Raw genomic sequence first — 19,901 nt, forward strand, 5'->3', positions numbered from 1 at the left:
AGGTATTCAATTGGGTGGAATTCGTCACTCTGCGGCGCTTCTCGCTACCCCCGTGGGGGTATGCGGCGACGGGACGTCGGTCCCAGGTATCACTCGCCGGGCACGACCAGGCCGCTCTCGTACGCGAGGACCACGGCCTGGGTACGGTCGCGCAGGTTGAGCTTGCCGAGGATGCGACCCACGTGGGTCTTCACCGTCTGCTCGGCGATCACCAGGGTCTCGGCGATCTCGGCGTTGGACAGCCCACGGGCGACGAGTCGGAGCACGTCGACCTCGCGTGAGGTCAGCTCGCGCAACCGCGTGTCGTCCATCGTGCTCCTGCGCTGCTTGGCGAAATCCCCGATAAGACGCCGCGTGACCGACGGCGCGAGCAGGGCATCGCCGGCAGCCACCACACGAACCGCATTGATGAGGTCGGCCATGGGCGCGTCCTTGAGCAGGAAGCCGCTCGCGCCGGCGCGCAACGCGTCGTAGACGTAGTCGTCCAGGTCGAAGGTGGTCAGCATGACCACCCTGGGCCGGTGCACACCGGGTGGCACGTCGAGCAGCCGCCGAGTGGCTTCGAGGCCGTCCATCTCCGGCATCCGCACGTCCATCAGCACGATGTCCGGCCGTGCCTCGCGAACCGCGGTGAGCGCTTCCAGGCCGTTCCCGGCATCGCCGACGACCTGGATGTCCGGCTGGGCGTGCAACGCCGCGCGGAAACCCTCCCGGACCATCATCTGGTCGTCGACGATCAGAACGGAGATCATGCGGAACCCTTCAACGGAAGCGTGACGGCCAGCAGGAAACCACCCTCGGGTGTCGGGCCGACCGTGATGTCCCCGCCCAGCACCCCGACCCGTTCCCGCACGTTGACGAGGCCGTGCCGCACGCGTTCGCTCTCGGGCTCGGCTGCCGGGGCGGTTCCGGTTGACGGACCGTTGCGCACCTCGATCCGGAGCTGGTCCGGTTCGTAGCCGAGCTCGACGTGCGCATCGGCGCCCGGCGCGTGCCGGGCGACGTTGCTCAACGCCTCCTGCACGATCCGATAGGCAGAGAGGTCCACGCTTGCGGGCAACGGCATCGCTTCACCGGTCACCGACTTGGTCACCTCGACACCCGTGGCGCGCAGGCGATCGACCGCGGCGTCGATCTGGTCGACACCGGGCTGTGGCGTGTGTTGCGCCGACTCGTCGGCCCCACGCAGTACGCCGAGCAGGCGACGCATCTCGTTGAGCGCGTCCCTGGCTCCTGCCGCGATCGTGCCGAACTCGGTCCGTGCGGATTCGGGTAGGTCCGGTAGCCGGTACTGTGCGGTGTCGGCCTGCACGGCCAGCAAGGACATGTGGTGCGCCACGACATCGTGCAGCTCGCGGGCGATCCTGCTGCGTTCCTGGAGCACCGCGTGTGCGGCCTCCTCAGCCCTGCGACGTTCCTCCTGTTCCTGCTTCTCCCGCTCGGCCTGCCGGCGTCGACGCACGCTGTCCCCGAGCAGCATGAGGACAGCCGCGATTGCGCCCGCCTGCAGGACGTCGGCGGTCGTCGCCGCGGCAAGTGCGAACGCACCAACGGTCAGCAACCACGCCCAGACCCAGACGGCGAACTCGGTTCGAAGCGCCACCAGGTACAGCACGACCAGGGCGCTGACGAGCATGAACGGCGACCATGGCCCGGTGACGCCCCAGCTCACCGGCAGCAGGGGTGTGACCACCAGCAGGATGAGCAGGACGCGCCAGGCAAGGAGGGGGAACCACCAGGTGAACGCGATCGGCACGGCGCTGAGCACGGCCAGGGTCAGGCGCAGGGAGACGGGCTCCACATAGCTGGTGAAGAAGGTGCCGACACCCACGAAGTACCCGGCGGCAACGCTGAGGATGACCGCGAGGACCCGAACCCACCAACTCCGTGACCTCGGCCCCGCGGATGACCCCGTGAGGACGGCACCCAGCAGGCCCCGGGGAAGCTCCCGGACAGCCCACCGTCCCCACGACCGCCAGCGCTCCTCCACACCGGGAGCGTATGTGACCAGCGCTGATTCGGCTTTGAGCGGGGCCACCCCGCAACGGCGGCGGTGCCCCGGGGGTGGAGAGACACCCGGGGCACCGCAACAGCGTTCACAACCGGTGAACCAGTGTCAGTCCCGAATCGCTTTCAGAAGCATCGGAAGCGAGTCGTGCAGTTCCCGCTCCCAGTAGGGCCAGTCGTGGGTCCCTGGCTGGTTGAGCGACGTTGTCACGTTGCCGCCCAGCTCTTTCAGCCGCTCCGCGACCGCCGCCGACTGCGCGTGGATCAACTGCTCGGCGCCGTCGAACTGCTTGTCCGGCTTGTCCAGTGGGCCGGGCTGTCCGTTGCCCGCCGAGACGTAGACCGGCATTTGGCTCAGGGCCGGGGCCAGGTCGTACGGGTTGTGCGCGGCCCAGATCTCGCGTTGCTCGACGGGGTCGCCCCACAGGCCGTTCGGGTCGTCGCTGGCGGCCTTCAGGATCGCCTGGACGAACTCCGACCCGCTCCGGTACGGCGTGAAGTCGCCCTCGGGCATGAGGGTGTGCACCAGCCCGCTGTAGGAGGCGGCCGCACGGAACAGGTCGGGGTGTCGGCCCGCGTAGCTCAACGCGCCGAACCCGCCCATCGACAGCCCGGCGATCGCCTGCCGGTCGCGGTCTACCCCGTATTCCTGCAGCAGAAGGGGGAGGAGCTCGGTGAAGTGGTAGCTCTCCCAGCGCTGTCGCGCTCCGGTCACCGCTTGGTCCGAGTCGGCCAACCAGTCGCTGTAGTGACCGTCGACCCCGCCATCCGGCATCACGACGAGCACGTTGCGCAGCTCCGGAATTTCCTCCACGTCGGTGAAGGCCGGCCACGCTCCGTACCGGTTCTCCCACCCGCAGCATCCGTGAAGCAGCCACAGGGTGGGCCACTGCTTTCCGGTGCCCTTCGTCCAGCCGTCCGGAAGGAGCAGTTGCGTTGTCATTTCCTTGCGGACTGCTGGCGACCAGACCGTCACCAGCAGTGTCCGGTCGTCCACCCGCTGTTCGGAGACGACCCGGGCCTGCTCGGCCGAAACCGCCGGCGGTGCGGGCGGCGCGGCCACGGCCGGTGTCGCGCCCAGCGGCACAAGTAGCGCTACGACCAGCGCAAACAGCCCCATGAGGGGTCTGCCTCGCGTGTGCATCCGTGCTCCTGGTCTGATTGATGGACTTGGTCAACGGCCCACGGTCCCTGGACCGGTTAACTCGAACGGGTGGTCCTGGCCACATGTGGCAGGGCTCACGGAGGCGGGTGATTTCGTGCCAGGATGGCGAGTGAGCGATCCGTCAGCGCCGACGGCCCGTCGCCCGCGCCAGACCGGTGCGCGGCGGCGACCGGTGGCGCAGTCGCGTCGGTGGCCACAAGCGACCGGGGCGGCCGAGAGGACGAGGAGACATGCATGTCGTCGCCGGAGCAATGGACCCGACCGGTGGGTCGGACGGCTGAACGGTCGCCGACCGGCGCTGCAGGAACCACTGCGGCAACCGCAGGAACGCCCACGAGGGAGCAGGTGATCGCCGGCTTGCGTGCGACCACGGAGGGTGGCGCCGACCTGGTCCAGCTGTTGAGCCCGGAGGGCGAGCGGGTGTCGCACCCCGCCTTCGACATCGAGGTCACGCCCGAGGAACTGCGTGGGCTGTACCGCGACATGGTGCTGGTGCGCCGCGCGGACCGCGAGGGCAACGCCCTGCAACGCCAGGGCCAGCTGGGTATCTGGGTGCCGCTGCTGGGCCAGGAGGCCGCGCAGATCGGCGCCGGCCGCGCGATGCGCCCCAACGACATGGCGTTCCCCAGCTACCGCGAGCACGGCGTCGCGTGGTGCAAGGGTATCCAGCCCACCGACATCCTGGGCATCTTCCGCGGCACCGACCACGGTAGCTGGGACCCGATCGCCACGCGGTTCCACCTCTACACCATCGTCATCGGCAACCAGTGCCTGAACGCCGCCGGCTACGCCATGGGTCAGCGGTTCGAGGGAAAGGTGGGCGACGACGACGGCGAGGCCACCATCGTGTTCTTCGGCGACGGCGCCACCAGCCAGGGCGACGTGCACGAGGGCATGGTCTGGTCGGCCGTCTACGACGCGCCGCTGGTCTTCTACTGCCAGAACAACCAGTGGGCCATCTCCGAACCGGTGGAGCGGCAGACCCGGGTTCCGCTGTACGAGCGGGCCCGCGGCTACGGCTTCCCCGGCATCCGGGTGGACGGCAACGACGTGCTGGCCTGCCTGGCGGTGACGCGTTGGGCGATGGACGAGTGCCGGCACGGCAACGGCCCGGTGCTGATCGAGGCGTTCACCTACCGGATGGACGCCCACACCACCTCCGACGACCCGACCCGCTACCGGCTCTCCGACGAGCTGGAGGCGTGGAAGCTGAAGGACCCGATCGAGCGGGTCCGCGTGCACCTGGTCAAGCAGCAGTGGGCCGACCAGGAGTTCTTCGACCAGGTGCAGGCCGAGGCCGACGAGCTCGCCGCGCACCTGCGCGAGTTCTGCGTGAACATGCCCGACCCGCACCCGGAGCGGATCTTCTCGCGGGTCTACGCCGAGGAGAGCCCGGTGGTCCGGCGCGAGCGCGACGAGTTCCTGGACTACCTCTCCGGGTTCGCCGACGCCCACGCGGGAGGTGAGCGGTGATGGCCGCGCCGACGATGGAGAAGCCCAGGACCAACGAGGGCGCCAAGGTGCAGACCGTGACCATGGCCAAGGCCCTGAACATGGGCCTGCGGGCCGCGATGGAGGCCGACCCCAAGGTCCTCGTGCTGGGTGAGGACGTGGGCAAGCTCGGCGGTGTCTTCCGGGTGACCGACGGCCTGCAGAAGGACTTCGGTGAGCAGCGGGTGCTGGACACCCCGCTGGCCGAGTCCGGGATCATCGGCACCGCGATCGGCCTGGCGATCCGGGGCTTCCGGCCCGTCTGCGAGATCCAGTTCGACGGGTTCGTCTTCCCCGGCTTCGACCAGATCGTCAGCCAGCTCGCCAAGCTGCACTTCCGCAGCCAGGGCAAGGTGAAGATGCCCGTGGTGGTGCGAATCCCGTTCGGTGGCGGGATCGGGGCCGTCGAGCACCACTCGGAGTCGCCGGAGTCCTACTTCGCGCACACCGCCGGACTGAAGGTCGTCGCCTGTTCCAACCCGATCGACGCCTACTGGATGATGCAGCAGGCGATCGCCAGCGACGACCCGGTGATCTTCTTCGAACCCAAGCGCCGCTACTGGGAGAAGGCACAGCTCGACCCGGGCATCACCCCCGACCCGCTGTTCTCCTCGCGGGTGCTGCGACAGGGCGGCTCGGCTACCGTTGCCTGCTATGGCCCGTCGGTGAAGACCTGCCTGGACGCCGCGACCGCGGCCGAGGAGGACGGCATCGACCTGGAGGTCATCGACCTGCGCACGCTGTCGCCGCTCGACCTTGGACCGGTGTTCGACTCGGTGCGTCGTACCGGGCGGCTGGTGCTGGTCAGCGAGGCGCCGAGCGAGTCGTCGGTGACGGCCGAGGTGGCCACCCGGGTGCAGCAGGAGTGCTTCTACTCGCTGGAGGCCCCGGTGCTGCGGGTGACCGGCTTCGACACGCCGTACCCGCCGTCCAAGCTGGAGGAGGACTTCCTGCCGGACCTGGACCGGGTGCTGCACGCCGTCGACCGTTCGCTGGCCTACTGAGGGAGTTCGGGGCAGATGCCGCAGGTGAAGCACTTTCCCCTGCCCGACGTGGGTGAGGGGCTGACCGAGGCGGAGATCCTCAACTGGCACGTCCGGCCCGGGGACGACGTCGAGGTCAACCAGATCATCGTGGAGATCGAGACCGCCAAGGCCGCGGTCGAGCTGCCGTGTCCTTATCGGGGCCGGGTGGTGGAGCTGCTGGCCGAGGTCGGGCAGGCGGTGGAGGTCGGGAACCCGATCATCGCCATCGACCTCGACCCGAGCGGGACTTCCGCGGATTCCGCCGCGGAACCGGGCGCGCCGGCATCGCGGGAGGACGCCGGCGGGTGTGCCTCGGGGCAGGTCGCGGCCAATGCCGCCCGGACCGCCAACGGGGCCCCGGCGCCGGCCAGGGCCGAGGGCGGGAAGATCGGTGAGGAAGGGGCGGACGGCCGGATCGCGACGCTCGTGGGTTATGGGCCGCGCTCGACGACGGCGAAGCGCCGGCCGCGCAAGGGCACCGCGGTGCCCTCGCAGGGTGGTGTGCCGGAGTCGGAGCGGCCTACGGCGCGGGTCGCCGAGCCGACGGTGCCGGAACGGCCCGCGGCGGCGCGGCCGGAGGTGACCGCTCCGGATGAGCCGGCGGCGCTCGTTCCACTGGCGAAGCCGCCGGTGCGCAAGCTCGCCAAGGACCTCGGTGTGGACCTGCGCACGGTGGCGGGTTCCGGGCCGGAGGGCCTGATCACGCGGGAGGACGTGGAACGCGCGGCGGCGCCCGGTGCACCGTCCACTGTGGAGGTTGTGCCGCGGGTCGAGGCGCCGGCCTACGACCCGGCCACCCGGGAGCGGCGGGTGCCGATCCGGGGTGTGCGGCGGGCGACCGCCGCGGCGATGGTGGAGAGCGCGTTCACCGCGCCGCACGTCACCGAGTTCCTGACGGTCGACGTCACGCCGATGATGCAGTTGCGGGAGCGGCTCGGGACGCACCCGGAGTTCCGTGGCGTGAAGGTGACGCCGTTGGCCTTCGCCGCCAAGGCGGTGTGCCTGGCGGCCCGGCGGACGCCGGACGTGAACGCCACCTGGGACGAGCAGGACGGCGAGATCGTCTACAAGGAGTACGTGCACCTCGGGATCGCCGCGGCCACGCCGCGTGGGCTGGTCGTGCCCAAGGTGCGCGACGCCGACCGGATGTCGTTGCGTGAGCTGGCGGTGGCGCTGGAGGAGCTGACCACGACCGCAAGGGAGGGCAGGACCGCGCCGGCCGACATGCTCAACGGCACGATCACCATCACCAACGTCGGTGTGTTCGGTGTGGACACCGGCACGCCGATCCTCAACCCGGGCGAGTCCGCGATCCTGGCGCTCGGCGCGATCCGCGACATGCCGTGGGTGGTCAACGGAAAGGTCGTGCCGCGCAAGGTCTGCCAGCTCTCGCTGAGCTTCGACCACCGGGTGGTCGACGGACAGCAGGGCTCGCAGTTCCTCGCCGACGTCGGTGCGCTGCTCTCCGACCCGGCCATGGCCATGACCTTCTAAGCTGACTGTTGTGGTGTTGCCCCGGGGCCACGGCTTCGGGGCAACACCGTGGCAGGCGCTTCGCGGCGTTGCCACCCCCGGCGACTCCGTGCTGTTTTGGCGTCTCTGCACCTAACGCGGACACCACCCGCCCTCCCAGGGGGGCAAACCCAGTTCCAGCCTACCGATCTTCGCAACCGGACCAAAACGGCTGTCCACAGGGGAAACGAGTTGTCCACAGGGCACGGCGACGGGCTTGCCGGAGCCCGCTCACGGCAGGCAGGCTCCTCGTGCAAGGACAGTGCGGATGATCAGGCCGTGGAACGGCTTGATCGCGTTGTGGTAGAGGCGTCCCCAGATGTTGTTGTAGGTAACCACGGTCGTGCACACGCCTTCGCGACCCCGGCCGCCCTCCCGGATCGCGAACGAAGTACGGAACCTGAGGTGCCTGTCGTCCCGCCCAAGCAGGACCTCACCGTCGGACACCGACAACACGATGAAGGCATCCAGCTCCCGGCCCACCTCGATCTCGACCTCGGGTGTCGGAGCCCGCGACCCGGTGTGCAGACCGAACGGCCGGACCAGGATATCGCGCACCCGCAACAGGGCACGCACCCAGCCGGGCGTAGCCGCCAGCGCTCGGCGCGCCAGCTCCGGCGCGGTCATACCCGGCGGGACGGCAACCGAGAAGGCGTCGACATGGTCCGACCGCCCGAGATCGGCCAGAGCCGCGGTCTGAACCGGATGCGCCTACCTACGCACCCGCGGTCCCGTCGTCATTCGGCCCACCCTGCCCGGCGGGAAGCGGACGAGCGCCCCGGCACGCCGGTCGCGCCGGAGCCGGGAAGGCCCCGGTCACCCGCCCGTGCCCACACGGGTGACCGGGGCGTCCCTATCCCTGTTCCCCATTTCCCGGGAAGCGCCTAACGCTCGTCCGGCTCCTCGTCGGTAGCGGCGTCACTGGTCACGTCGTCCTCGGCGAGGATGCGGTACATCGACCGGCGGGTCTCGTCGAGGACCTTGCGGGCCTCGGTGACCTGCCGCTCGTTCCCCGCGGCCAGCACCTGCATGACCGCCATGAACGTCTGCCGCAACGCGCGCCCGACATCCTGGGTGTCCTCGCGGACGTCCTCGGTGAACGCCGCCCACGGCTCACCCAGCTCGTCCCCGTGCTCCTCGACATACTCCCGGCCGGCCGTGGTCAGCTCGAACGCCCGGCGGCCACCCTCCTGCTGCACCGGCTGGATCAGGCCCTCGTCCTCGAGCTGCTGCAGCGCGGGGTACACCGAGCCGGAGCTGGGACGCCACATGTTGTCGCTGCGGGCCTTGATCTCCTGGATGATCTGGTAGCCGTTGCGCGGCTCCTCCGCCAGCAGGACCAGCGCGGCCGCGCGGACGTCCCCGCGCTTACCCCGACGCCGCCCGCCGAACCCGCGCCCCCAGTGCCCGAACGGCCAACCCGGACCGAACGGCCCGCCCGGGCCCAGGTCGAACGGGTGCTCGTGGTGCGGCGGACGCGGCGGGCCGTGCCGGTGCCCCGGGCCGTGCCGGTGGTGCTGCCGGGGTCCGCGGCGACCGCCCTCCGTCGCCATACGGAGCCAGCGGTGCGCCTCGCGCCGCAAGTCTTCGAACGCGTCGCCCGGGAAGGGCGTGGCCTGTGCTGCACCCATGAAACCCTCCGATCGTGTCGTGATCCACCTTCGTCCCTACGAAGCTCTGTCGCGACACGTTGACGATATATCGATAACTGTCGCCGACACAACCCCCGGGACATGACGAGGGGGCGTTCACAGCCGGGGCCACATCGGCTGTGAACGCCCCCTCCGGGTGCCCCCCGGGCTTGAAGGGCGGGGTTAGGCGTGTGGGATGTCGAAGAGGCTCATGAAGCCGGCCGCGAAACCCAGGTCTCCGTTGACCTTGAGCTTCCCGGTCATGAACAGCACCGGGGCCGAGGCGTTGCCGGTCGCGAGCTTGAGGAACTCGGCCGGGCCGAGGGTGACCGTGGCGCGCGCGTCCCGCGTGGTGCCCTTGTTGATCGAGCACTTCCCGTCCTCGATGACCGCCTCGTACCGGTCCAGGCCGTCCTCGCCCCGGCCACCGGTGATGCGGAAGTGCATGACCGACGACGTGGCGCCCGCCTTCTCGGTACGGAAGTGCGTCTCCATCCGCCGGAACACCTCGTCGAGGATGGGTTCGCGCAGCTCCGGAGCACCCATCACGGCCTCGATCTGGTCCTTGCCGGCACGGGACATCAGGCGCGCGAAGTTCTGCGGGGCCATCCGGGTGAGGTCGAGCGCGGCGCCCCCTTGCGCCAGCCGGGTGATTGCGGACAGCAGGGCGACGAAGTCGTCCTTGTTGAGCTCCTTGGGGTCAACGGCGCGGGCCACGCTGTCGATGTCCAGATCGGCGATGGTCTCGTCCTCCGGGCTGAGGCGGCTCAGCGCGTCGACCAGCTCCTTGGGGCCGAGCCGGGTGATGGCGTCGGCCGTGTGGTCCTGGCTCTGCGACATCGGACACCTCCGCTACCTACTAACGAGTAAGACTACTTCTGAGTAGATAATGGGGCAAGGGGGACCGTTAACCTTCTACAGACCAGTGTTCGAGGGGGTGTGATGGAGACCGAGCAGCGGGGCCGCCCGGCCCGCGTCAAGCGGCTGCCACGCGCCGTCCGGGAGCGGCAGATCCTGGACGCGGCGACAGCGGTCTTCTCCCAACGTGGCTACCACGCGGCGTCGATGGACGAGGTCGCCGAGGTGGCGGCCATCTCCAAGCCGATGGTGTACGCCTACCTGGGCTCGAAGGAGGAGCTGTTCGCCGCGTGCATCAAACGGGAGGCGACGCGCCTCACCGAGTCGGTGGGCACCGTCGTCGACCCCAACCTGGCCCCGGAGGAGCAGCTCTGGCGGGGCGTGCTGGCCTTCTTCACCTTCGTCGGCGAGCACCGGGACAGCTGGAACGTCCTACACCGGCAGGTCACCTCGGAGGGACACCCCTTCGCCCAGCAGATCGCCGAGGGGCGCAAGCGGGTGATCGCCCTCATCGGTGCGTTGCTCTCGCAGGCCGCCCAGGCCCAGGGCATGCCCGACTACTTCGTCCCGGAGACCAAACCGATCGCCGCCGCCCTGGTCGGGGCGGGGGAGTCGCTGGCCGACTGGTGGCTGGACCACCCGGACGAGACCGCCAAGGCCATGGCGTTGCGCCTGATGAACCTGGTCTGGCTGGGCTTCGGCACCCTGGTGCAGGGCCGTACGTGGCACCCGCCCGCAGGCCCGGCCGACGCCACACCCACGCCGGCCTGACAGCCCGACCCGGCCGGTGTTGTGGCCGGCGTGGGGGAGATGCAGGGAAGCCCGCCGCGCGAGCGCACGCTGTGCGTGAGGGCCGTTCTGGGCCCGAACTGGCGGTGTTCAGCAGGCAGCGCGATTCACGACATAACGCCTGGGGCCAGGCTCTCGGCCGAACCGGCGCCGGGGCCTGACTCATCCCGGACTCCGAACTTCGGAGAATGCCGAGCCTGCGTCGACCCGGGACCTGTGCGGCCTTGGCTGGTTGGGCGGGTGTCGGCCAGGGGGATCCCCGGCACTGGTCTCGTTGCGCCAGGCCCGTAATGGTGCTTCCTGGCGCGTGATTCGGTATGGCGCATGTACGGGCTGCCAGCAGGCCAGGCGAGCGCCACAAGCTGGCTTGCCCCGCCGCCGGCATCCTGAGTGCGCCGGGGCAAGCGTCAGCAACGGACCACGCCGACACGCGCATGCTCGCGCTCTCCCGACGGCATGGTCATGCGGCCGCCACGGGTGGGCACCCCGTGATGTCGTACCCGGCCCGTCGTCGGGAACCGACGAGAGGACACATCCGGCCCGGTCAGGCCGGCTGCACCGACCCCGACAGGTGCGGCTTCCCCTTCTTCGCGTCGTGCACGCCGAAGGACCAGCCCTCACCCTCCCGGGACGCCCAGAACGCAACTTTCGACGGCAGCAGGATCGGGGTCTTGAACTGCGCATCCACGGTGAACGACGCCGGGAGCCGTCCCTCGAACGCCGCCAGGCAGTGCGCCTTCGTCCACATCCCGTGCGCGATCGACCGCGGGAACCCGAACGCCTTGGCCGCCAGGTTGTTCATGTGGATCGGGTTGATGTCCCCGGACACGGCCGCGTAACGGCGCCCGATGTCGACCGGAACCCGCCACACCGCACTGGCCGGCGGCGGCTCAGCAGCCGCGGAACGCGACCGCTCCCCACTACCACCACCGCGCCGAAGCATGGTGCCGATCGCCCGGAGCACCAGTTCGTCACCGACGAACACCTCGCTGACCACGTCGAACTGCTTCCCACGCTCGTGCGGGCGCAGGTCTGCCGCCCGGACCCGGAAGCTCAGCGCCTCCTCGGCACGCACCGGTCGGAACTGCGTGATGGTGTTGCGGATGTGCACCAGCCCCGGTAGCGGGAACGGGAACGACGGATCCGTCATCAGCTTCACCTGCAACGGGAACGCGAGCACGTTCACGTAGGTCGCCGGCAGTTCGTCCCGCAGCGTGAATCCGCAGACGCGGTCGTAGTCGGCCAGCCGCTCCACGTCCACCGACACGTCCCGCAGCTCGAGCTCGACGTCGGGCAACTCCCTGCCGTGCCGGCCGAACCCGGTCAGCACCGCCTTCCGGTACAGCGCGCCGAGATTCGGCGGCGTGGAGAGCGTCTGCGTGCTCATCACGCCCCCAGCAGGCTCTGGCCGCAGACCCGCACCACGTTGCCGTTCACCCCGGTCGAACCGGGGTTGGCGAACCACGCGATGGTCTCGGCGACGTCCACCGGTAGCCCGCCCTGCGCCATGCTGTTCATCCGCCGCCCGGCCTCCCGGACGAAGAGCGGGACGACGGCCGTCATCCTGGTCTCGATGAACCCGGGCGCGACCGCGTTGATCGTGCCGCCGCGGGCGGCCAGTGTCGGAGCGAGGGAACGCACCATGCCGATCACCCCGGCCTTGGACGTGGCGTAGTTGGCCTGACCCATGTTCCCGGCGATCCCCGCGATGGAGGACACCCCGATCAGCCGGCCGCCGGGGCGCAACACCTCGGCGCCGAGCAGCACATCGTTGATCCGCTCCTGTGCGGAGAGATTCACGTTGAGCACCGAGTCCCACTGCTGCTCGGACATCTTCGCCAGCGTCTTGTCCCGCGTGATGCCCGCGTTGTGCACCACGACGTCCACGCCGCCGTGTCGCTCCTTCAGGTACTCGCCGAGCTTTCCGGGCGCGTCCTCGGCCGTGATGTCGAGCTGCACCGTCGAACCGCCGATCCGGTTGGCCACCGCGCTCAGGTCCTGGCCCTGCGCCGGGATGTCCAGGCACACCACGTGCGCCCCGTCCCGGGCCAGCACCTCGGCGATCGCCTCGCCGATACCCCGCGAGGCACCGGTGACCAGGGCGACCCTGCCCGCGAGCGGGTGCGCCCAGTCCGCCGGCGTGGTGACCTCGGCGGGGCCGATCCGGACCACCTGTCCGGACACGTAGGCCGACTTGGCCGACAGCAGGAACCGCACCGTGGACTCGATGCCGCCCTCGGCACCGGCCGAGACGTAGACGAGCTGGGCGGTCGCGCCGCGTCGGAACTCCTTGCCGACCGTCCGGACGAAACCCTCCAGCGCGCGCTGGGCGGTCGCCTCACGGATGTCGGTGCAGTCCTCCGGCGGCGTGCCGATCACGATCACCCGGCCGCACGTGACGAGGCGGCGGGCAACCGGATGGAAGAAGTCGTAGAGGCTGCGAAGCCCCGAGCTGTCCGTGATGCTGGTTGCGTCGAAAACGAGCGCGCCGTACCGGGTGCCCTCGTCGACGGTGGTCTTCGCGTCCACCTGCGCGGACTTCAGGACGCCGAGGACCGCGTCGGCGACCCGGCCCCCACCCGCGACCAGCACCGGACCGGCGACCAGGGGGTCACCGGGGCGGTAGCGGCGCAGCGGGACCGGGTTGGGCAGGCCGAGCCTCCGCACGAGCTGGCGGCCGACTCGGGACGACGCGAACTGCTGGTACCGATCTGCCATGTGACGCCTCCTACTCGCAAGTAAGCCTACTCTGGAGTAGGTTGGGGGCAAGAGGATCCATAGCACAGGATCGTGATGGAGGTCACCGATGGCCGCGAGTGTTCGCCGGGTGGCGATCGTCGGGGGTAACCGAATCCCGTTCGCCCGCTCCAACGGCCCCTACGCGTCGGCGTCCAACCAGGCCATGCTCACCGCGGCCCTGGACGGCCTGGTGAGCCGATTCCACCTGCAGGGTGAACGGATGGGCGAGGTGGTCGCCGGTGCCGTGCTCAAGCACAGCCGCGACTTCAACCTCACCCGGGAGTCGGTGCTGGGCACCCAGCTCGACCCGAACACCCCGGCCTACGACATCCAACAGGCGTGCGGCACCGGCCTGCAGGCCGTCATCGCCGTCGCCAACAAGATCGCGCTGGGCCAGATCGAGTCCGGTATCGCCGGCGGCGTCGACACCACCAGCGACGCGCCGCTGCCCGTCAACGAGGACCTGCGCCGGATCCTGATCAAGATCAACGCCACCAAGAGCACGGCGGCCCGGCTCCGGCTGCTCGCGAAGATCCGGCCGTGGCACATCATCCCGGCCATCCCGCAGAACGCCGAGCCCCGCACCGGGCTGTCCATGGGCGAGCACGCGGCCATCACGGCCGAGCGGTGGGGCATCACCCGGGAAGAGCAGGACGAGCTGACGGTGGCCAGCCACCACAACCTGGCCGCCGCCTACGACCGCGGCTTCTTCGACGACCTGGTGACGCCGTACCTGGGGCTGGTCCGGGACCAGAACCTGCGCGCGGACACGTCGCTGGAGAAGCTGGCCAAGCTCAAGCCCGTGTTCGGCAAGGGCGAGAACGCCACGATGACGGCCGGCAACTCCACCCCACTGTCCGACGGCGCCTCGACGGTGCTGCTGGCGAGCGAGAAGTGGGCCAGGGCGCGCAAGCTACCGGTGCTGGCGCACATGACGTTCTGCGAAACCGCCGGCGCGGACTTCGTGCATGGCGAGGAGGGTCTGCTGATGGCCCCGGCCTACGCCGTACCGCGCATGCTCGCCCGCGCTGGCGCGGAGCTGAAGGACTTCGATTTCTACGAGATCCACGAGGCGTTCGCCTCCCAGGTGCTCTCCACGCTGAAGGCGTGGGAGGACCCGCAGTTCTGCAAGGAACGCCTGGGTCTGGACGGGCCGGTGGGCTCGATCGACCGCAGCAAGCTCAATGTCAACGGCGGCTCGCTGGCCGCCGGCCACCCGTTCGCCGCCACCGGTGGGCGGATCGTGGCGAACCTGGCGAAGCTGCTGAACGAACGGGGAAGTGGCCGCGGCCTGATTTCGATCTGCGCGGCCGGTGGCCTCGGCGTCACCGCGATCCTGGAGAAGTGACGTAAGAAAGTACGCACCTCTGGGGATTACCGTGCGATCGCACGGTAATCCCCAGAGGTGATCTTGTGGTGGCGACACGCCGGCCGACCCGGAACCCGCGGTCCCCGGCGAACGATCTGCCTGGGCTACCCGGTTCCCTCCGAAAGCGCTGCAGCCTGTACAAACTCCGCTCGACAGGGACCGGGCGCGCCGACGCGGCAGCTGGGTCGGCCTCCGTTACATGCGCCGGACTCCCTGTGGATAACCGGTTTCTCCTGTGTACAGTCGTTTTCGCCCACTCGTGAAGATCGGTACGCTGGAACTGGGTTCGCCCCCCGGGAGGGTGGGCGGTGTCAGCGGAAAGGCTGGAGCGCCGCTGCCGACGGCAGGCGAAGCTAGGGTCGACGTGTGGGAACTGACAACACGCCAACCGTCGCGGTGTTGGGCACCGGCATCATGGGGGCCGGCATGGCCCGCAGCATCGCCCGGACCGGCCTGCCACTGCGAGTGTGGAACCGAACCAGGGACAAGGCGGCGCCACTGGCCGAGCACGGCGCCACCGTCGCGGACAGCCCGGCCGAGGCCGTCGCGGGCGCCGATGTCGTGGTCACCATGCTTTTCGACGCCGTCTCCGTGGCCGACACCATGCGCCCAGTCCTCGGGGCGATGCCCTCGGACACCGTCTGGGCCCAGATGAGCACGGTTGGGCTCGAGGGAACCGCCCAGCTCGCCGACCTGGCCGCCGAGCACGGCGTCGGTTTCGTCGATGCCCCGGTGCTCGGCACCCGGCAGCCCGCCGAACAAGGCACGCTCGTCGTCCTGGCCTCCGGGCCCGATGCGCTCCGGGTGCGCGTCGAACCCGTCTTCGACGCTGTCGGGTCACGAACCCTGTGGGTGGACGAGCAGGCGGGATCCGCGAGTCGGCTCAAGCTCGTGCTCAACGCGTGGGTGCTGTCCATCACCGCTGGCACCGCGCAGTCGGTGGCGCTTGCCCAGGACCTCGGGCTGAACCCACGCCTGTTCCTGGAAGCAATCGCGGGTGGCGGTACGGACAGCCCGTACGCGCAGCTCAAGGGCGCAGCGATGATCGAAGGGCGGTTCGAGCCCGCCTTCGCTCTCGAGGGCGCGGTCAAGGATTCCGCGCTCATCGCGGCGGCGATGCGGGAGGCTGGCACCGACGCCTCCGTCATGACCGCCCTGCACGAGCGATTCCAGTACGCCGCGGAACTCGGCCACACCGGCGCGGACATGGCAGCCGTCTACCACGCCTTCCGCTCCGTTCAACCTTGACCTCGAGTTAGGTCGAAGTTCTAGCGTGGAGGTTGAGAACGAACGGACACCGTCGAAGGGGTCAGCATCATGGCGGTCTATCTCAACCACACCATCGTCCGGGCCCGTGACCGGGAGGCAACGGCAGACTTCTACGCGAAGACGTTCGGCTTCCGCGAACCCGCCGAGTTCGGACCGTTCCTGGTCCTGGAGACGGACAACGAGGTCAGTCTCGACGTCCTGCACGACGACGGCGAGATCGCCCCGCAGCACTACGCCTTCCTCGTCAGCGAAAGCGAGTTCGACGAGATCTTCAGCCGGGTCCGCGAACAGGGGCTGACCTACTGGGCCGACCCGTACCACAACGAGCCCGGCAAGATCAACCACAACGACGGCGGCCGGGGCGTGTACTTCGACGACCCGAACGGCCACAAGCTGGAGATCATCACCCGCCCCTACGGCAGCGAGGACTCCTGATACTCACGGGGAAACCAAGCCCGGCCGACAAGTGGGCAACAACGACGACGCGGCCTCTCCGACACCGGAGAGGCCGCGTCATGCCGGCGGTCTACCTGCGGAAGAAATGCTCCCGCTGGCCCAACCGAACCAGGCGCAGCCATTGCAGGAACGCCTTCGGATCACGTCGCACACCGAGGAAGTACAACCCGAACCGGACCACCTCGAGCAGGCCGAGTTTCCGCATCCCTGGCTGGGAAAGCAGATAACCCCGGTTCCGGTAGGTGTAGTAGCGCTTGACCTCGTTCTCCGGATCCTGGGCGTGGAACCGGCCTCCCAGCATCGGCTTGAACTCGTCCGAACCGTCGGGATGTACGTAGGCGGCCCGCAGCGACGTTCCGAACGGCAACCCGCTGCGCACCAGGCGCCGGTGGATCTCCACCTCGTCGCCCCGGACGAACAGCCGGTAGTCCGGCACCCCCACCACGTCGAGCGTGGACGCCCGGAACAACGCCCCGTTGAACAACGACGCGATGCCCGCCCGGAAGTCGCTTCCCAGCTCGGTGACGTTCCGCTTCCAGTTCAGGCCCCGCCGCAGCGGGAACGCCAGCCGGTCCGGCTGGTCGATGTTGACCACCATCGGCGACACCGCGGCCAGCCCCCGCCGCTCGGCCTCCGCCAACAACACCGCCAGGACGTTCTCGTCGGCTGGGTGCCCGTCGTCGTCGGCCAGCCACACCCACTCCGCGCCCAGCGCGAGCGCGTGCAGCATGCCCAGCGCGAACCCACCCGCACCGCCCAGGTTCCGGTGCGACGGCAGGTAGGTGGTCGGAACCGCGCAGTCCGCCACCACGTCCTCGGCCGGCCGGTCCGGGCCGTTGTCGACCACCACGAGGTGGTCGGGGACCCGGCTCTGCGCCGCGATCATCTTCAACCCGTCGGCCAGCAGCTCACGCCGGTGCCGGGTGACGATCACGGCCACCACCGCGCCCTTCGGCAACGGCGGCCGGACGGCCGAGGACTCCTCGCTCATGCGGTACCGCCCGTCCCGGTCAAATCGCCCAGCCGCTCCAGGACGTGCGGCGGCAGGTTCTCGAAGGGATCGTGGCCCTTGTAGGCGGTCAACACCTCACGAAGGCCGCCCTTCATCTTGATCTGCCCCTGGTCCATCCAGATCGCGCTGCTGCACAACTCGATCAGCAGCTCGTCGGCATGCGAGGCGAAGACCAGCAGGCCGGACCGCTTCACCAGGTCCGTCAGCCGGTCCCTGGCACGCTCCATGAATGCCGCGTCGACGGCGCCGATACCCTCGTCGAGCAGCAGGATCTCCGGGTCGATGGAGGTCACCACGCCCAGCGCCAGCCGCACCCGCATACCGGTCGAGTACGTGCGCAGCGGCATGTGCAGGTAGTTGCCCAGCTCGGTGAAGTCGGCGATGTCGTCGACCCGCTTCTCCATCTGCTTCCGGGTCATGCCCAGGAACAGGCCGCGGATCATGATGTTCTCGTAGCCGGAGATCTCCGGGTCCAAGCCGACACCAAGGTCGAACACGGGTGCGACCTTGCCGACCACACGCGCGCTGCCTCGGGTCGGCTCGTAGATACCGGAGAGCAGGCGCAGCAAGGTCGACTTGCCGGCGCCGTTGTGGCCGACCAGCCCGATCCGGTCGCCGTGCCCCAGGGAGAGCGTGATGTCCCGCAGCGCCTCGATCACCGGAACCTTGCTGTCGGTGCCGATCTTGCCGCCGGCCTTGCCGAGCACGGCCTTCTTCAACGATCTGGTCTTCGCGTCGAAGATCGGGAAGTCGACGCAGGCGTTGCGGACGTCGATGCTGACCACGGCTGGCCTCACTCAGACCCAGTAGGAGACGCGGGAACGGTAATTCCGCAGGAAGATCAGTGCCAGAGCCCATCCCACCACGGTGATGCCGCCGACCACGATCCAGTGCCGGGGCTCCACGGGCTGACCTAGCAGGGGGTCGCGCACGACGGCCACGTAGTGCAGGAACGGGTTCAACTCGGCGTACTGCGCCCGGGGCGTGTTCGCGAGCAGCGCGTTGTCGTACTTCCAGACGATCGGCGTCATGAAGAACAACAACTGGGTGATGCTGCTGATGATCGGTGGGATGTCGCGGAACCGTGTCGCGATGATGCCCACCAGCAGCGCCACCCACACGCCGTTGAGGGCCACCAGCATCAGCCCCGGGATGGCGAGCAGCGTGGCCAGCCCGAGCGGGTGCGGGAAGACCACCATCAGCACGACGTAGACCAGCAGGTTGTGCGCGAAGAACAGAGACTGTCGCCACACCATGCGGTAGATGTGCACGCTCAGCGGTGCGGGCAGATGCTTGATCAGGCCCTCGTTGGTGATGAAGACCTCGGTGCCCTCGTTGATGCAACCCGCGATGAAGTTCCAGACGATCAACCCGACCGCAACGTAGGGCAGAAACTCCGGGACCTCGGTTTTGAAGAGCGTGGAGTACAGGATGCCCAGTGCGACCGCGGTCATGGCGGTGCTCAGGGTGATCCAGAGCGGACCGATCACCGAGCGGCGGTACCGCTGCTTGATGTCCTGGAAGCCGAGGTGACCCCAGAGCGGGCGCTGGCGCCAGCCCTGGGCGAGGTCCTGGAACGCCCGCCGGAAGCTGCGGGACGGTGCGTGGGGCAGCGTGGGTGGCTGCTCGACCGTGCTGGGAGCTTGCACGGTAGCCGAGGGTACCGGCGGGTCCGTGCTGGTCTTGCGGCGGTCTGTCACGTTCCGGTCACGCGCACGACGACTTGCTCGTTGTCGATCGTGTACGCCTCGTACTTGAAACGGACACCGGTCTTGGCGACGTACTCCTGCCACGCCCGGTACTCGTGGCACTGCCAGCCCGGGTAGTTGAAGAACTCGTCGAAGACGATGACGCTGCCCGGCTGCAGGCGGGGCCCGACCTGCTCCAGCACGGTCCTGGTCGACGAGTACAGGTCGGCGTCGACGTGCAGGAACGCCACCGGGCCCTGGTGCTCGGCCAGGAAGGCGGGCAGGGTGTCGTCGAACCAGCCCACCACCAGCTCGGCGCCGGGCACGTCGGGGAGCCCGTCCACGGTGAACATGCCGGCCGGGAACCCGGACCGCCAGCCCTCGGGCAGGCCCTGGAACGAGTCGAACCCGTAGACCTCCTTGCCCTCCCGGGCCTGGGCGATGATCTTGAGCGTGGTCCCGGTGTAGACGCCGAACTCCAGCGCCATGCCTGCCTGCTCGTCGGCCAGTGACAGGGCGTAGTCGAGGGTGGCGTGCGGGTGCGGGAAGTGCGGCACCGGCCCCATCCGCTCCCGAACGAGCCGGGCGCTCTCGGTGGCGGCCTCCCTCTCGCCCGCGTACAGCAGGTCCCGCCGGGCGCGGATCTCGAACTCCTTGACCGCCTGGATCACCCGTTCGACCTCGCGGTGAACCTCCGCACGCAGCTCGCGAAGCTCAGCCAGCTGGCCGTTCAGCTCGTCCATCTGCTGCCGGTGGTAGCGGGCAACCACATCGTCCACCGCACGCATGAGCTTCGCCCGGAGTATCTCGCGGGCCCGGTTCAGCGCCTCGTGGAGCACGTCGAGGTCCTTTCGCCGCGTGACCACGTGGTCATCGTATGTGAGCCTGGT

General features: G+C 69.3%; 19 protein-coding genes. 7 read left to right on the forward strand and 12 right to left on the reverse strand.

Annotated elements, in window-relative coordinates; all coding sequences use genetic code 11:
* Positions 1–89: 89 nt before the first annotated feature.
* From IEY55_RS15295 to IEY55_RS15305, 3 genes are all read right to left on the reverse strand, one after another.
* Positions 90–752 carry a response regulator gene (locus tag IEY55_RS15295; RefSeq protein WP_189058340.1) on the reverse strand — a complete coding sequence of 221 codons (663 nt, stop codon included), beginning with the start codon at positions 750–752 and terminating at the stop codon, positions 90–92.
* Positions 749–1,990 carry a sensor histidine kinase gene (locus IEY55_RS15300; protein ID WP_189058342.1) on the reverse strand — a complete coding sequence of 414 codons (1,242 nt, stop codon included), beginning with the start codon at positions 1,988–1,990 and terminating at the stop codon, positions 749–751. Before IEY55_RS15300 ends, IEY55_RS15295 begins: the two co-directional genes overlap by 4 nt.
* 126 nt (positions 1,991–2,116) lie before the next feature.
* Positions 2,117–3,127, reverse strand: coding sequence for an alpha/beta hydrolase (locus tag IEY55_RS15305; protein WP_189058344.1), 1,011 nt, complete (start codon positions 3,125–3,127; stop codon positions 2,117–2,119).
* 279 nt (positions 3,128–3,406) lie between these two features.
* On the opposite strand from IEY55_RS15305, the gene pdhA reads away from it, so the two are divergent.
* Genes pdhA through IEY55_RS15320 form a run of 3 tightly spaced genes read left to right on the forward strand, consistent with a single transcriptional unit; the run spans position 3,407 to position 7,182 of the window.
* Complete coding sequence (gene pdhA, locus IEY55_RS15310) at positions 3,407–4,645, forward strand: pyruvate dehydrogenase (acetyl-transferring) E1 component subunit alpha (RefSeq protein WP_189058346.1); 1,239 nt, start codon at positions 3,407–3,409, stop codon at positions 4,643–4,645.
* On the forward strand, positions 4,645–5,667 hold the full coding sequence (locus IEY55_RS15315; protein WP_189058348.1) for an alpha-ketoacid dehydrogenase subunit beta: 1,023 nt from the start codon (positions 4,645–4,647) through the stop codon (positions 5,665–5,667). The genes pdhA and IEY55_RS15315 overlap by 1 nt, the downstream gene beginning before the upstream one ends.
* A 15-nt stretch (positions 5,668–5,682) precedes the next feature.
* Positions 5,683–7,182: a dihydrolipoamide acetyltransferase family protein gene (locus IEY55_RS15320; RefSeq protein ID WP_189058350.1), complete on the forward strand. Its 1,500-nt coding sequence runs from the start codon at positions 5,683–5,685 to the stop codon at positions 7,180–7,182.
* Between the two features lie 249 nt (positions 7,183–7,431).
* Here the strand turns inward: IEY55_RS15320 and IEY55_RS15325 are convergent, their stop codons facing one another.
* The 3 genes from IEY55_RS15325 to IEY55_RS15335 all read right to left on the reverse strand — a co-directional run bounded on the left by IEY55_RS15325 (position 7,432) and on the right by IEY55_RS15335 (position 9,671).
* Complete coding sequence (locus tag IEY55_RS15325; RefSeq protein WP_189058418.1) at positions 7,432–7,887, reverse strand: DUF2867 domain-containing protein; 456 nt, start codon at positions 7,885–7,887, stop codon at positions 7,432–7,434.
* 197 nt (positions 7,888–8,084) lie between these two features.
* Positions 8,085–8,831: a PadR family transcriptional regulator gene (locus tag IEY55_RS15330; protein ID WP_229686416.1), complete on the reverse strand. Its 747-nt coding sequence runs from the start codon at positions 8,829–8,831 to the stop codon at positions 8,085–8,087.
* Positions 8,832–9,014: 183 nt separating this feature from the next.
* Positions 9,015–9,671, reverse strand: coding sequence for an SCP2 sterol-binding domain-containing protein (locus IEY55_RS15335; RefSeq protein ID WP_189058352.1), 657 nt, complete (start codon positions 9,669–9,671; stop codon positions 9,015–9,017).
* Positions 9,672–9,773: 102 nt separating this feature from the next.
* Here IEY55_RS15335 and IEY55_RS15340 point away from each other — a divergent pair, with 102 nt between their 5' ends.
* Complete coding sequence (locus IEY55_RS15340; protein ID WP_189058354.1) at positions 9,774–10,460, forward strand: TetR/AcrR family transcriptional regulator; 687 nt, start codon at positions 9,774–9,776, stop codon at positions 10,458–10,460.
* A 562-nt stretch (positions 10,461–11,022) separates the two neighbouring features.
* Here IEY55_RS15340 and IEY55_RS15345 read toward each other — a convergent pair.
* Positions 11,023–11,865: a MaoC family dehydratase gene (locus tag IEY55_RS15345; RefSeq protein WP_189058356.1), complete on the reverse strand. Its 843-nt coding sequence runs from the start codon at positions 11,863–11,865 to the stop codon at positions 11,023–11,025.
* Positions 11,865–13,196, reverse strand: coding sequence for a 3-oxoacyl-ACP reductase (locus IEY55_RS15350; protein WP_189058357.1), 1,332 nt, complete (start codon positions 13,194–13,196; stop codon positions 11,865–11,867). Before IEY55_RS15350 ends, IEY55_RS15345 begins: the two co-directional genes overlap by 1 nt.
* A gap of 88 nt (positions 13,197–13,284) precedes the next feature.
* Between IEY55_RS15350 and IEY55_RS15355 the strand changes: the two genes are divergently transcribed.
* The 3 genes from IEY55_RS15355 (at position 13,285) to IEY55_RS15365 (ending at position 16,290) form a co-directional block, all read left to right on the forward strand.
* A complete protein-coding gene (locus IEY55_RS15355; RefSeq protein WP_189058359.1) occupies positions 13,285–14,565 on the forward strand; it encodes an acetyl-CoA C-acetyltransferase in 1,281 nt (426 codons plus the stop codon).
* Between the two features lie 387 nt (positions 14,566–14,952).
* Positions 14,953–15,834: an NAD(P)-dependent oxidoreductase gene (locus IEY55_RS15360; protein ID WP_268239316.1), complete on the forward strand. Its 882-nt coding sequence runs from the start codon at positions 14,953–14,955 to the stop codon at positions 15,832–15,834.
* Positions 15,835–15,903: 69 nt separating this feature from the next.
* Complete coding sequence (locus IEY55_RS15365; RefSeq protein ID WP_189058360.1) at positions 15,904–16,290, forward strand: VOC family protein; 387 nt, start codon at positions 15,904–15,906, stop codon at positions 16,288–16,290.
* A 91-nt stretch (positions 16,291–16,381) separates the two neighbouring features.
* On the opposite strand, the gene glfT1 is transcribed toward IEY55_RS15365, so the two are convergent.
* From glfT1 to IEY55_RS15385, 4 genes are read right to left on the reverse strand one after another with little or no spacing between them, the layout of a single operon-like run.
* Positions 16,382–17,302, reverse strand: a complete 921-nt coding sequence (gene glfT1 / locus IEY55_RS15370; RefSeq protein WP_189058362.1) for a galactofuranosyltransferase GlfT1 — start codon at positions 17,300–17,302, stop codon at positions 16,382–16,384.
* Positions 17,299–18,120 carry a galactan export ABC transporter ATP-binding subunit Wzt/RfbE gene (wzt, locus tag IEY55_RS15375; RefSeq protein ID WP_444543291.1) on the reverse strand — a complete coding sequence of 274 codons (822 nt, stop codon included), beginning with the start codon at positions 18,118–18,120 and terminating at the stop codon, positions 17,299–17,301. The genes glfT1 and wzt overlap by 4 nt, the downstream gene beginning before the upstream one ends.
* Positions 18,121–18,972: a galactan export ABC transporter permease subunit Wzm/RfbD gene (gene wzm / locus IEY55_RS15380; RefSeq protein ID WP_189058366.1), complete on the reverse strand. Its 852-nt coding sequence runs from the start codon at positions 18,970–18,972 to the stop codon at positions 18,121–18,123.
* Positions 18,973–19,019: 47 nt separating this feature from the next.
* Positions 19,020–19,877: a class I SAM-dependent methyltransferase gene (locus IEY55_RS15385; protein ID WP_373290017.1), complete on the reverse strand. Its 858-nt coding sequence runs from the start codon at positions 19,875–19,877 to the stop codon at positions 19,020–19,022.
* Positions 19,878–19,901: the final 24 nt, after the last annotated feature.

Source organism: Longimycelium tulufanense (genome assembly GCF_014645795.1).
Classification (GTDB): domain Bacteria; phylum Actinomycetota; class Actinomycetes; order Mycobacteriales; family Pseudonocardiaceae; genus Longimycelium; species Longimycelium tulufanense.